This is a genomic window from Thermostichus sp. MS-CIW-25 (assembly GCF_054060015.1).
The window spans coordinates 29,962-43,294 of sequence record NZ_JBSSCS010000014.1; the positions used below are offsets into that span (position 1 = coordinate 29,962).

At 57.7% G+C, this 13,333-nt stretch carries 11 protein-coding genes and 2 pseudogenes; 5 read left to right on the forward strand and 8 right to left on the reverse strand.

Going from position 1 to position 13,333, the window contains the following annotated elements:
* Positions 1–53 precede the first annotated feature (53 nt).
* From ACVWZ1_RS06930 to ACVWZ1_RS06950, 5 genes are all read right to left on the reverse strand, one after another.
* A complete protein-coding gene (locus tag ACVWZ1_RS06930) occupies positions 54–2,567 on the reverse strand; it encodes a methyl-accepting chemotaxis protein (RefSeq protein ID WP_457502942.1) in 2,514 nt (837 codons plus the stop codon).
* 302 nt (positions 2,568–2,869) lie between these two features.
* Entirely contained in the window at positions 2,870–3,388 is a 519-nt protein-coding gene (locus tag ACVWZ1_RS06935; protein ID WP_457467057.1) for a CheW domain-containing protein, read from the reverse strand.
* A 115-nt stretch (positions 3,389–3,503) separates the two neighbouring features.
* Positions 3,504–3,869, reverse strand: coding sequence for a response regulator transcription factor (locus ACVWZ1_RS06940; protein ID WP_011433531.1), 366 nt, complete (start codon positions 3,867–3,869; stop codon positions 3,504–3,506).
* A complete protein-coding gene (locus ACVWZ1_RS06945) occupies positions 3,866–4,243 on the reverse strand; it encodes a response regulator (protein WP_414328794.1) in 378 nt (125 codons plus the stop codon). The genes ACVWZ1_RS06940 and ACVWZ1_RS06945 overlap by 4 nt, the downstream gene beginning before the upstream one ends.
* Positions 4,244–4,431: 188 nt before the next feature.
* The gene (locus tag ACVWZ1_RS06950) at positions 4,432–5,574 is read right to left on the reverse strand and encodes a response regulator (protein ID WP_457467058.1); all 1,143 of its coding nucleotides are present in this window, start codon (positions 5,572–5,574) and stop codon (positions 4,432–4,434) included.
* A 233-nt stretch (positions 5,575–5,807) separates the two neighbouring features.
* Here ACVWZ1_RS06950 and ACVWZ1_RS06955 point away from each other — a divergent pair, with 233 nt between their 5' ends.
* Positions 5,808–6,092 (forward strand): YggT family protein, encoded by a 285-nt coding sequence (locus ACVWZ1_RS06955; RefSeq protein ID WP_011433534.1) that lies wholly within the window; start codon positions 5,808–5,810, stop codon positions 6,090–6,092.
* Between the two features lie 60 nt (positions 6,093–6,152).
* Here ACVWZ1_RS06955 and tnpA read toward each other — a convergent pair.
* Positions 6,153–6,587: pseudogene (gene tnpA / locus ACVWZ1_RS06960) on the reverse strand (IS200/IS605 family transposase).
* A gap of 494 nt (positions 6,588–7,081) precedes the next feature.
* Here tnpA and hisG point away from each other — a divergent pair.
* The 3 genes from hisG (at position 7,082) to ACVWZ1_RS06975 (ending at position 9,624) form a co-directional block, all read left to right on the forward strand.
* Positions 7,082–7,789, forward strand: coding sequence for an ATP phosphoribosyltransferase (gene hisG / locus ACVWZ1_RS06965; protein ID WP_457467059.1), 708 nt, complete (start codon positions 7,082–7,084; stop codon positions 7,787–7,789).
* Between the two features lie 108 nt (positions 7,790–7,897).
* Positions 7,898–8,692: a photosystem II manganese-stabilizing polypeptide gene (locus tag ACVWZ1_RS06970; RefSeq protein WP_457502943.1), complete on the forward strand. Its 795-nt coding sequence runs from the start codon at positions 7,898–7,900 to the stop codon at positions 8,690–8,692.
* 89 nt (positions 8,693–8,781) lie between these two features.
* Entirely contained in the window at positions 8,782–9,624 is an 843-nt protein-coding gene (locus ACVWZ1_RS06975) for a class I SAM-dependent methyltransferase (protein ID WP_457502944.1), read from the forward strand.
* 6 nt (positions 9,625–9,630) lie between these two features.
* Here ACVWZ1_RS06975 and ACVWZ1_RS06980 read toward each other — a convergent pair whose 3' ends face one another.
* On the reverse strand, positions 9,631–10,509 hold the full coding sequence (locus tag ACVWZ1_RS06980; RefSeq protein ID WP_414409253.1) for a mechanosensitive ion channel family protein: 879 nt from the start codon (positions 10,507–10,509) through the stop codon (positions 9,631–9,633).
* A gap of 217 nt (positions 10,510–10,726) precedes the next feature.
* Here ACVWZ1_RS06980 and ACVWZ1_RS06985 point away from each other — a divergent pair, with 217 nt between their 5' ends.
* Positions 10,727–11,911 carry an NAD(P)/FAD-dependent oxidoreductase gene (locus ACVWZ1_RS06985; RefSeq protein WP_457467061.1) on the forward strand — a complete coding sequence of 395 codons (1,185 nt, stop codon included), beginning with the start codon at positions 10,727–10,729 and terminating at the stop codon, positions 11,909–11,911.
* A 42-nt stretch (positions 11,912–11,953) separates the two neighbouring features.
* Here the strand turns inward: ACVWZ1_RS06985 and ACVWZ1_RS06990 are convergent.
* Positions 11,954–13,212 (reverse strand): annotated as a pseudogene (locus ACVWZ1_RS06990) (RNA-guided endonuclease InsQ/TnpB family protein).
* Positions 13,213–13,333: the final 121 nt, after the last annotated feature.

Consider the following 13,333-nt stretch of genomic DNA (forward strand, 5'->3'; position numbering starts at 1 on the left):
TCTCCTTCATGGGGATCCTTGCCCCTAGAATGCCCTCAAAACAGCAAATTTGCTCATTCATCCCCAACCCGGAACCGACCGACAGAAGTTTGCAGCTCACGGGCAATGCTCACCAACTGTTGTAGCGAAGTTGCCACCTTCTGCGCCTCTTTAGAAGTCTCGTTGGCGGTCAACTCCACCGATTGCATCACCTGCGCCACAGAGCGAGAGGTTTCCGTTTGTTGCACGGTGGCCTGAGAGATCGCCCGCACCAACTCGTCGATCCGGCGACTGACCTCGATAATCTCGTCCAGGCTGTTCTTGGCCTGCTCGGCCCGCCGCGTCCCCTCGATCACCAGTTGGGTGCCTTCTTCCATAGCCGTCATCACGTTGCCGGTTTCCGATTGAATCTGCAACACGATCTGCTCGATCTCCTTCGAGGCTTTGGCGGCTCGGTCGGCCAGTTGTCGCACTTCGTCGGCCACAATGGCAAAACCCCGTCCCGATTCCCCGGCTCGGGCCGCCTCGATACTGGCGTTCAGGGCAAGCAGGTTGGTGCGAGAGGCAATTTGAGAGATCAAAGCCACGATTTTGGAAATTTCCTGCGAGGATTCCGCCAATCGCTTCACTTTGCGGGTGGTTTCTGCCACGGTTTCGCGGATCTCCAGGATGCCACTCACCGTGCGATCCACAGCTTCTCCGCCTCGAGCGGCTGCTTCTGTGGCCTGGGCGGTCACGTTGGCCGCTTCGCGGGCGTTGCTGGCCACCTGTTGAATGGAGTCCGTCATCTCCTGAATGGAGTTGAGGGAGTTGGAGATCTCCTCCGCCTGGCGCAAAGCATCGGCAGAGAGGCTGCGGGCAAAGTCCTCGTTCTGCAAGGCGGCATCGTTCACGGCGGCAGCAGCCCGCTTCACCTGGCTGACAATGTCTCGCAGACTGCGAATGGTCAGGTTAAAGGAGTCGGCCACAGCCCCTAGCACGTCGGCAGTCACCTCTGCCCGCACCGTCAGGTCTCCACGGGCAGCTCCTTCCACGTCGTCCAGCAGGCGAATCACCTGGCGCTGTAGGTCTTCCTTAGCTTGCCCTTGCTCGGCAGCCCGCTGGTTCAGTTCGGTGAAGTTGGCTTCGATGGCAGCCGCCATCTGGTTAAAGCTGTCGGCCAAGCGCCCCAGCTCATCGTGGGTGTTGACTGTGGCTCGTACTGAATAATTCCCCTGAGCCAAGGCGGCAAAATGACTGGCCAGCTCTTGGGCGGTGGAGCGAACTTGTTTGGCACTGCCGGCTCCAAGGATAACCCCTGCTCCTGTGCCGATCACCCCACCTCCAATCACCCCGGCAATCAAGCGAGCTCCCCCATTGGCCGGGATCCCAAGGCCAATCGCCAAGCCGGCAGCCAAACTCACAGCTCCTTGGATAAGCGCTATGGCCAATTGCCGATCCGCAATCGGTCGGTTGGCGATCCCGGCAGAGGTTCTTGCCCCTTGTTCGCCTGCACTGGGGATGGGGAGTGAGGCCGTGGGCAGACGTTGAGGCTGCAGAACTTGGGCCGCTCCGCTGCCGGTCTCCGCCATTGGGCTCATCCCCCCGGTCGCCCCCTCATCTGGGCGGAAGGCACCCACCGGCTCACCGCCATCCATGCCGGCAAGTTCGCGATCCAGGCTGTCTAGCTCGTCAAGCTCGAAGAGGGCAGAGCCGGGACTGGCAGTATCTTCATCGGGGGCAGGGATCGGCTCACTCATGGGGGCAGCCAATTCGGTCGGCAGGCTTTCTTCCAGGGATCCCCCTTCCTCTTCCTCAAGACCGGGCAGGGAGAAGCCCATCTCATCGGGAAAATCGGCATCGCCGGCCAACTGCGTAATGGAGTCGGAGTCGCCTTCTAGGGTTTCCAGATGCTCTCGATCGAACTCGTTGAGGAAGGCAAAGTCATCTTCGACCACCGGATCGGTTTGAGGCCCGCCCTCTTCCGAGCCTACCCGTCGCGAGGTGGCCGGTGGTGTTACCCGAGAATGGGTTGGCATCTGGTAAGATGAACACAATGGATCAGCTCCCGGCATTTGCAGGCCGGTCTCAAAGGGATCCCCAAATCTCTCTTCTCCCATGAAGACTTCGCCATCGCCGCTAAGGCTGTCCGCCTCCAGCGGAAACGGATCTTGAGCGAAGGGATCCGCCTCCTCTTCCCCCATCCCCTCGAACTGCAAGAAGGGATCGGCAGCAGGGAAAGCCTCTTCCGAAAAGGCATCCGACCCAGGTGCAAACTCATCTTGAGGGCGAAACTCGTCCGCTCTTGGGGAATCGGAAATGTCCGCCAGCTCCGGTGCCATTTGCAACAGCTCTTCTAGACCCTTCCGGGCCGACTCCAGCTCATCGGGATCACTGGCTGTTTGTAAAATGGTGTTGTAGGTTTGGCGAGCTTCCAACAACTGCCCAGCTTGTTTTTGTGCTGAAGCCAGCAGCAGCTTGACAGCAGTATCTTGCGGTTGAGCAGCAGCCACTTGGTTGAACAACCGCACCGCCTGGACGTAGTCTCCCTGCCAAAAGGCGGCCACCGCATCGGTGTAGTCTCTCTGACTGTTCGCGCTCGGAACCATGGATCCTCCCTTCACTGCTTGGCTACCTCTGTTCACGCTTCAACACAGATGCAAACGGAACGCCCCCAACACCTCAGAACCTCTTAGAATAATAGATGCAGGCTATCTCTCCTTCTGCCCCCATTCGGTCAAGAATGCACTTTTCTGCCGCCCTCTCAAGGTTTGGCCACTATGCAATCTCACCCTTACGCATCAGCAGGGGATAGCATCAGTCCAGCTTTCCCCATTGTGAATGGAGTCAGCTTGGATCTTTGATAGGAACTATACACTTTCCTCTCGCCGAACTCACAGGGGGCCGCTTGTCAACCCCAACGATGGGATCTCAGAATGGCCGACTGATCCAGCAAGGGCAAGCGCGATCCCGTTCCGGGCACCACCCATTCCCCTCGCAAAAAAGGAGCCATGGACTCAGGAGCCGTGAGGGCAGGCCGCACCAATTCAGTCTTCAGCCACTCCATGCCTACAATTAAATCCACAGCCAAGCCCATGAGCAAATCCTGTTGATCCATCACGGCCACCACAGGAATCTCGGCTCGGTCGATGTTCAGGGGCGGGCTGATCCCCAAAAATTGCCCCAGGTCTGCAACCCAGATGATCTCGCCCCGCAAATTCAGCGTGCCCAGCAAAACTGGGGCCACATTGGGCATGGGGGTGATTTTCTCTGGGCCAATGCTCATCACCTCCACAACCGATACCGCTGGCAGCGCAAATTCCTCCCCGGTGGCAATCTTGAACTTTAGGAATAGCTCACCTTCGGGAGCCTCCATCTCCCGCAACTCTTGGGTCTCATCCCCCATCAATAAATCCAGATCCCCCAGCATGATGCTCCCCCGCATGGATAGTCTTGTGGACTGTTGATCCCGCCCCCCTCCCTGCTTAAAACGCAGAGTCGTTCTCAGGACCTACCGAAAGGCGTGGAAGCAGAAGGGGCAGCTCTCAGCCTCTCAGTAATTGCTTAATCGTACCCACCAGTTCCTGGGGCTGGAAAGGCTTGGCAATGTAGGCATCCGCTCCCTGGCGGATCCCCCAGTAGCGGTCAAATTCTTCGCCCTTGGAAGAACACATGACGATGGGCGTTTTTTGGGTGAGAGGGTCGGCCTTGAGAAGACGGCACACCTCATAGCCGTTCATGCGCGGCATGACGATGTCCAGCACGATCAGGTCGGGTTTGTTTTGCTTCACCGCCTCTACGGCCTCCACCCCGTCTTCCACAGTCATCACCTCGAAGCCGTTTTCCTGCAGCAGCTTGCTGATCATCTCCCGCTGGGATTGGCTATCTTCCACCACCAAAACGCGACTCATTTCCGATTCATCTCCCGCAATTGATGTTTGATGGTCGCCAGGAGCTCTTGGGGCTTAAAGGGCTTGGTTACATAGGCATCCGCCTGGTTGCGCCTGGCCCACTCGATATCAAAGGTCTGGTCTTTGGTGGAACACATGACGATGCGAATGTGTTTGGTACTTTCATCCCCCTTCACTTCCCGGCATACCTCGTAGCCGTTCATGCGCGGCATGACAATATCCAGCACCACCACATCAGGCTTCTGCTGGCGAATGCACTCCATTGCCTCTACGCCGTCTGTTGCTGTGGAGACTTCCAAACCGTTCTCGGAAAGCAAGCTGGAAATGGTCTCCAGGTAGGTACGGTTGTCATCCACCACCAGCACTTTGCTCATCGCCGTCTTGCTCCTTTTGCACTCCCGCGCAACCGTCGGGCTGCTTTGACTGAGGTTTGCTCTTGTAACCTCACCTGGCTCCCTGGCTCCGGGCCGGCCATGCTACCCCTATTGTTTCGGTGAGGCCACTCTTCTGTCCAGTACTTCGCCTATAGTCTTCTGTGCCAACATTTTGGCTACCCCAACGCCTATTCGCCACCGCCCCGTTTGGGGGGAGGGCCCACGTAGGATTCGACAATGGTCAACAACTCCTTTTCCGCAAAGGGTTTGCTCAAAAATTCGTTCGCTCCGGCCATGCGGGCCTTAATCCGGTCGGTAAAACCATCCTTGCCGGTCAGCATAATCATGGGGGTTTCGCGGAACTGGCTGGATTTGCGCAACATGGCGCACAGCTCATACCCATCCAATTTGGGCATGGCCACATCACAGAGGATCATATCTGGGTTGAGGAGAAACACCTGTCCCAAGGCTTTGAGAGGATTGCCGATAGTGGTGACCTGGTAGCCCTCGTTTTGCAGGATGAACTCTACGGTTTTTTGGATGGCCATGGAGTCGTCGATGCAAAGGATGTGGATGGGCTTATCGCTGGGTTTGAGGGGACGGCTGGGCTTGGGCTCCGCGATCAAGACGGGCTCGGACAGTTGAATGGCCCCTTGGCGGACGTAGGGATAGATGGCCTTGGCCACCGCCAGGGTGTCTCGACCCAGGTAGCGACCCATCTGGCGAATGCTGGTTTTGCCGTCTGACCACTCGCTCAGGGCTTTGAAGACGGGGGCGGGCAGGTTTTGCTGGAGCGGCAGGGGGTTGACGATGGTGGGAGCTTGGTTGGGAGCTTGGATGTAGGGGTGCAGTTTTTTCCACTCCTGCACTTGGGCTACGATCTCGGTGAGCAGGGGGGTGACGGGGAAGGTGGTCAACTGGGGGGCCAGGGGGGATCCGGCCTCAAAAATGAAGGAACCCTGGTGGAGGCTGAGCAGGTCGAAGAGGACTTCCCGCACCATGCCCAGCAGGATTTGCTTGCCCTGGTTGGGGTTGAGCTTGTGGCTTTCCAGCAAAGACCAGAGGCGGTTGTATTCGGGGGCGTTGACCGCGGCTTTGTGGGGAATTTGAATTTCCTCCAGGGCGGCTTCCAGCTTGAAGCGGTGCAGATAGTCTCTGAGGCGGGCAATGTTCCCTTCCGTTTCAGAGGCGTAGATAATCCGCCCATTCAGGAAGAAGACAAACCAGTAGACAGAGGGGCTGGCCTCTACAAAAAGCTCACCGGTGCGCTGGCCCAGCTCGATGAGCTGAAGGATGCTGCGGATATCGATCTCTTGTAGTTTTCCTTGCATGGGATCCCTGCCTGCAGTCCAGCAAGATACGTCCATTATGACGCTAGTCTTTAACTGTTGCTGCCCCGCCGGTAAGGCCATTTTCGGGAAGAGGGTTAAAGTTTAAAAAAGTTGGGGTTTGACTTGGGCCGAGCGCCTGCATTCCCCGAGGTATCTCTGGACTCCAGCAGACCCTCCCAATTAGAGCAGAATGGAGAGAACTGCCACCAGTAAACCTGTTCTTTGAGTAACCTATGCTGCCAATTCTCACCTCTTGGGTGCTTGGCCCGCTGTTGGCGCTCTACACCCTCCTGTTTGTGCTGCGCATCTTTCTGTCGTGGTATCCGCAACTGGATACTTCTCGGTTGCCCTACTCGCTGGTGGTCGGCCTGACGGAGTTTCTGTTACGCCCGACCCGCCGCCTGATCCCGCCTCTGGGAGGTGTGGACATGGCCCCTGTGGTTTGGGTGGGCCTGGTTACCCTGTTGCGGGAGGTGTTGCTGGGGCAGCAGGGGCTGCTGACAATGGCCCTGCACTGAGAGCGTTTGTGTTAACAGTCTTTTATCAGAAAACTGGGTCTAAAACCCCGCCCTTAAGGCCTAGGGCCCGCTGACGCGACAGGGCGGCTCTTCTTGGTTCTGAATGTAGGCAACTAAGACTTGCAGGGGAGCACCACCCACACCTGATGCAAAGTAGCTAGGACTCCACAAGGCGGTTTTGCCGTAGGGCTTGGGAAACTTAGCCTGCCCGTACCTGCGGCTGGAGACTCCCTTGAGGGCGTTAACCATCTGGAAAAAGACCACTTAGGTGGGTAGAAAATCAAAAGATGAACATGGTCTGCTCCACCGTTAAACTCTAAAATCCCAAAATCCATCGATTGGGCAACGCTCTTAAATGCTGCCGCAATTAAGTCCAAACCTTAGTATCCTGCGTTTGTATTGGGTGACAAACACCAAGTGCGCTTGCAAGCTGGAAACGCTGTTGCGGTCTTTGCCACTCGGGTGGTGGTCTGCGATGGTTGTGGAGCAGTCCATGACCGGGATGAGGTGGCTTCTGAAAATATCGAGCAAGTCGGGATGGGGCAAAGCGCTCCGCGCCGCCAAGGCGAGCGCCCGACTCTAAAACGGAGGTGGAGACTGTTCGCGCCAGCGGGACGGAGTCCTAGTAAGACCAGCTTGCTGGCATCGGTCTGTGAAGCGTCAAGGATCCCCTGCCTTTAGGCAGGGGAGTATGTCAACATCCCAGGCATTCTGGAGAACCGGTGGGGCTTTCAAGAGGCTGGGGAATCGCTGCCGGGATTCCGATCCCTTACAATCAAGGGGGCTTGCTTTTCTGGGAGAGCCCGCTTGCTGCCGGCCTGTCTCTGGGCATTCTCGCTGATGTTTCCCCCTAGGCCCCTCGTTCTAACCCGTCTCTACCAGGAGTCCACTCGGCAGGCGGGGATCCCGAGATTCTTGTGTTTGTTCATACCAATTACTTCCGGCCCAAGATCAGATCAAGGTCAGATGTAGATGTAGATGCTGAAAAAATGCTGGATGGCCGTCCCGACAGCCCACCCATCACGATTGCTCTGGCCAAGGGGGCCCTGCTGCCTGAGGCCATTCAATGTCTGCAGCAGGTGGGGATCGATTTTAGTCGTTTTTTGGATCCCGGCAATCGCCTGCTGCGGATTGAATCCCCCACCCGGCTGAACGGACAACGCTACGAAGCGCTGCTGGTGCGCACTCACGATGTGCCGGTGTACGTGGAGTACGGGCAGGCGCAGTTGGGCATTGTCGGCTACGACGTCTTGCGGGAGCGCTATGCCGGCACCGAAGCGCGGGTGGCCCACCTGTTGGATCTCCAATTTGGCCACTGTCGCATGTCGGTGGCCCTTCCCCAAGATAGCCCCTACCACTCGGCAGCTCAGTTGCCTGCTCATGCCCGCGTGGCTTCTAAGTTTGTCGGCTGCGCCCGGGAGTATTTTGACCGCCTGGATTTGCCGGTGGAGCTTATCTCTCTCTATGGTTCGGTGGAGTTGGCCCCCCTCACCGGCATGGCCGATGCCATCGTCGACTTGGTAGCCACAGGGCGCACCCTGAGGGAAAACGGCCTGGTCGAGCGAGACTGCCTATTCGAGAGTACAGCTCGCCTGATTGCCCATCCCATCAGCTACCGTGTCAACCAACAGCCTATCCGCGAGCTGGTCACCCAGATTCGGGAACGCTGGCTGGGATCCCTGTTGGTGGGTGGCTAATTTTGAGGCACTTCCTCTGAGGGGGATCACGATTGCGTACAATGGGGGCATTCGGGCTTATTTCCCCCAGCAGCGTTCAGATTCAAAAAAGGTTTTTCGAGGTTGATTATGCGGTACCGTCCACTACTCGCCACCCTGTTGGCGCTTTGTTTGAGCGTCTTTGCTGTTCCGGCTAAGGCTGCCAAGGCGCCGCTGACCTATGACCAGATCCGCAACACCGGCAAGGCCGCCATTTGCCCTTCGGTCTCGGACAACGCCCGGGGCCGTATCGAAGTGCCTAGGGGGGGATCCCTGAAGCTGACGGATGTCTGCTTCCAGCCAGTGCAAATTGAGGTGGAAGAGGAAAAGCGGAACGGCGAGAAAGAGTTCATCAAGGCCAAAAACATCATGATCTCAGCGGCCACTCTGGGGCCGATTAAAGCTGAGGTGACTCCCAAAGACGGCGTGCTGGAGCTCAAAGTGGTGGATGGGATCACCTTTCAGCCGACCACCGGCCAAATGCCTCGCCGCGAGCTGGTGCCGTTTCTGTTTAGCGTGAAGGACTTGGTCGCCACTGCGCGGGGATCTGCCATTGACCCTTCGACGGATTTTGAAGGGGAGTTCTTGGTGCCCGGCTATCACAGCAGCACCTTCCTCGACCCGCGCGGGCGGGGATCCAACACCGGCTACGACACTGCGGTAGGTCTACAGGCTGCCAAAGATGATTTTGCCACCAACCGCAAGGTGGACGAGGTTTCCCAGGGGAAAATGTCCCTGCGGATTGCTCGCGTGGATCCCAGCACTGGCGAAATGGCGGGATCCTTTGTTAGCATTCAGCCTTCCAGCACCGAGCAAGGGGCGATGGAACCCCACACTGTTCGCGTTCAAGGCTTGTTTTACGCTCGCCTGGCGCAGGAGTCTTGAAGAGGCTTGAGGAAAGCCGAGAAGAGATCCAATTTCGGGCTTGAGATGGGCAGAGATCCCGGCGATCCCTGCCTATTTCTGTTGATACTATGTCTGTCTGGGTTTGCCCGTTGGGGAAGTGTGCAGCGATGGTGGGATCCCACGGCGTCTGTTTTGATCGGGCCGCCGATTTTTACGATGCCACCCGCAGCTTTCCTCCCGGCGTAGATGAAGCGATCGCCGATGCAATCTTGGCCGCGGTGGAAGCCACCCCTGAGACCCACTTTCTCGAGGTGGGCATTGGGACAGGACGCATTGCCTTGCCGCTGATCCGTCGCGGCTATTCCTATTCCGGCATCGACATTTCCGAGCGCATGCTGGCCGTCTTGCGGCACAAAATTCAACAAAGTCTGGGCCAAATGCCGCCACAGGTTCATTTGCAGATGGCCGATGCCACCAACCTGCCTTTTAGGGAGCAGTGTTTTGATGCGGTGATCACGGTGCATGTGTTGCACTTGATCCGCGAGTGGCAGCAGGCGATTGGCGAGATCCGTCGCGTGCTCAAGCCAGGTGGGGTCTACCTCTACGGCTATGGAGAGCGGGTGATGAGCGCCCGCCACTCGTTCGAGGCCCGGTGGACAGGCATTCTGGCAGAGCTGGGATTTGAATCCCAACAGGTTGGAGCCGATGCCGAGCAGGTGGAAGCGTTGTTGCAGTCTCAAGGGGCTCATGTGGAACAGAGGACAGCGGCAGAGTGGCAGACGGCCATCGCTGCCCAAGCTTTGTTTGATCTGTACGCTCAGCGCTGCTACAGCAGCTCCTGGCCGATCCCAGAGGAGATCTTCCAGGCGGCCATTGCCCGCTTGCGAGCTTGGTTTGGCGAGACTTATCCCGATCCCAAGGCAATTCTGCTGGGGGAGAGCCGATTTCAGATGCTGCTGGCCCGCTGGTAGGGATCCCTAGGCGACCTTGGGATTAGGGATGTGATCCTGAAAATCGTGCTGGTCGAACACGTAAACGGTGCGAATCGGGTAGGGGATGACCAATCCGGCTCGGTCGCAGGCCTGTTTGAGAGCCATCATCACCTGAGTGCGGACGCGCCGCACCTCCGGCTTGCGGGGCCGAGTCCAGTAGCGCACCACAAAATCAATGGAACTGTCTCCGAACCCCACAATGTCCAACTCAAAGGGGGGATCCGCCAGCACCCCCTCGACCCCCTGCATGGCTTCCCGCAGCACCTCCAGAGCTTTGGGCAGAGGTGTATTGTAGTCGAGGCCAATTTCCAGATCGGTACGGCGGAAGGGGCGATCGGTCAAGACCGTGATCGGGCTGGTAAACACAATAGCATTGGGAATGACCACGCGCTCCCCCTGATAGGTGCGAATCTGGGTGGAGCGAATGCTGATTTCTTCAACGGTGCCTTCGAATTCTCCGACGATAATTTGGTCGTTGAGTTGAAAAGGCTCGTTCAAAAGCAGCAGCACACCCGCCAAGAAGTTCTTGAAAATGTCTTGAAAAGCAAAACCAATGGCTACCGACCCTAACCCCAGTAGCCCGATGAGGTCACCCAAGCGCAGATCCGGGAAAGCCACCACGCTGGCCGCGAGGATCCCGACCACCCAGGCGCCCACTTGGCCGATCTGCACCAGCAGCATTTGCAGGGAAGGGCTGGGGATCCACCGATTGGCTGCGGATCCTACCAGACGCCGCACGGCTCGAACGCCATAGCGGGTAGCCCAGAGGATGACTGCGGCGATCAAAAAGCCCGGCAACAGCTCAATGCCTCGCCCCACCATCTCCAGGAGACTGCGGTTGATGGTTTGAAGTAGTTCGTTCATACCCTCATCCTTGCTATGCAATTGGCTACGATGAACACAAATGGACTTTGGCAGACTCTGAACCCGAGGAGACTCTCAATCTGGACTCAAAGAAGCCCTTTGCGAGTTCCTCTTCAGCCAGTATCGGCCACCGGTGCAGGCTTAGGTTCTGCTGCGCTTGCTACCCTGAACGGAGCCACTTTGCCGCAAGATGAGGTTCAGGGCAACGAGGGAAGCGATGGCCAACTACGACTGGATCGTGATCGGTGGCGGGATTACCGGGGCAGCTCTGAGCTATGAGCTGGCCCGCCAGGGGGGATCCGTTCTCCTCGTGGAGAAGGAAGCGGTGCTGAAGGGGGCAACCCGCTACAGCTACGGGGGCTTGGCCCATTGGGCGGGCAAAACGCCGATGCTCAAAGCTTTGGGGGAAGAAGGGATCCAACGCTACCGCACCCTGTCAGAAGAGCTGGAGGCAGATATTCAATTTCGCGAGCTGGATCTGCTCATGCCCATTGCCCCCGGCTGTGATGTGGAGGCTGTCGAGGCGGATCTGGCCGACTGTCGCATCCCACCCCGGCGGATTTCGGTGGCGGCAGCCTGCGAGCTGGAGCCGCTGCTGGATCCGGCCGCTCTGGAAGTAGTCCTCTGGGCTCGGCATGGCCACATCAACCCCTTGTTGACGGCGCTGGCCTTTCAAACAGCCTTTCAACGATTGGGGGGATCCCTCTTGATCACAACAGCAACGGCCCTGCGGCGGCAGGAAGCGCGTATCACGGGCGTAGAGGCTGGAGCCAACTGCTATGGAGCAGGCCAGGTGGTGGTGTGTGCCGGCGGCTGGACGCGGGCTTTGTTGCGCCAAGCGGGGATCCGGGTGCCCATCTACTTCACCCATGCCGAATCCCTGGAGCTGGAGCCCTCGGATTTGCAATTGAGAGCGCTGGTGATGAGCGCGCCTGTGCAACGCTTGGAACTGGAGCGGCAAGCCGCCCATCCCGATCGGGATCCCCTCTGGGACGAGCCGGGGCACGAGCTTGGCCCGCCGATTTTGGATGCCGGGATCCTGCAATTTGTGGATGGCAGCATTCGCATGGGCCAGATCAGCCGGGTATTGACAGATCCCCATGCCGAGGTGGATGCAGCCGCCAGCGAAGCCCAGATCCGGGAACAGGCTGGTCGCTACCTGCCCAAGTTGGCCCACCTGCCCGGACGGTGGTATCACTGCTTGGTGGCCTTTAGCGCCGATCACCAGCCTCTGGTCGGATCCCTGCCCGGTTGGGAAGGCTTGCAACTGTTTTCCGGCTTCAGCAACCCCCTGCCCATCGTGCCCGCTTTGGCCCGTCGCTTCGCCCAACAAGCCTATGGACAGGCGGATGAATGGATCCCTGCTCTATCGCCGGGGCGGTTTGCCCAGGTTTGGAGTTGATGCCTTGCCTGCTCTCGATGCTCCTCGCCGAGCAAGTGTAAACTACCCGCACCACTCATGCTGACGCAAAGCGCTCGGCGCCGCTAAAGCGAAAGAGTGCGGGCTTTCAGTAGCCCTGAGCCTGTTATGCTCTGCCAGAGAACAAAACAAACCCGTTCGCGAAGCGAGCCGTAGGCTTAACCTCTAGGCTGGTTTACAGCAGCCCCCAAAAGCGCAATCACATTCGCACCATTCAAGTCCGCATCCCCTTCCCATCCACAGTGCCCACACTTAAACTGCTTCCCACTGCGGTAGGACTGTTCAGGGTCGGGATGAATGCGCAAACACCGGTGGCAAGTTTGACTACTGTAGCGGGGATTCACCAACACCACCCTAACTCCTGCTTGCAGAGCTTTGTAGCCAATAAAGGTGCGCAGTTGGTAGAACGCCCAACTATTTGCACGCCTACGCTCTGTCTGACTGCGCGGCTGTTGATTGACCCTTTCCCGAATCCCTGTCAAGTCCTCTAAAGCAATAGCGCTGTTCGTTGCTTTTGCCCTAGCCACAATAGCTTTGGAGATGCGATGATTGACCCACGTTTGAAAGCGCCTCTCCTTGCCAGACAGCCGTTGCAGCAGCTCTCTGCACCTGCGCCGGGAACTGCGGCTGCCCTTACTGGCTTTTTGCTGGAGTACCGCTCTCAGCTTGGAATAATGCTCTCGTATTTTGCTCAACTGCTGTCCATGCCAGTTCTCTCCCTCCGATGTATGGGCAATGTCTGTTCTCCCCAAATCCACGCCTATTACTCGCTCTTGCGGTTTGGTAACAGGTGTTTCTGTCTCTAGGCAAATTTGCAGATAGAACCCACCACCACGACGCTGAACCAGAGTCGCTGCTTTGGGTTTTGTCCCTGCTAACTTCCTGCGTTGATAGTTGCCGATGGCTAACTCAAACCGTTCCCTGCCATCAACGGTAGTGATGGACACTGTCCAATCTTTCTCTCTGAAGGAAAAGATGCGGGCATCGTAAGTAACAAACGGTTTCTTGAACTCCTTGACGGGTCTATTTTTCCGTTGTGCTCCTTTGCGACTACCTGCGACTCTGCGGCATACCTGCTGAGCCAAGTTACTGGACAAGCCAAATCGCGACCTAAGTTCGTAGTAGCAAAGGGATTGGAGCTTGATGGCATTGACTACCTTTGCTGGGGTGTTGGCATTGACCCAGTTCAAGGCTTCTGTGAAAGCAGAAAGGGTAGCAGAGAGTTTTGCCGCTTGAGCTTCTGCTACCCTGAGCTTGCAGGAAAGGGTCAGGACTTGGGTCATAGCTCTACCATACTTCATCAAGACGCATTCCTCCCGACGCTGACCCTGCGGGTACAGCGCGGGGCTCCTGCGCGAGTAAGCTGAATTCCTATTTCCCACCTCCCCAACAACTCCCAAAATC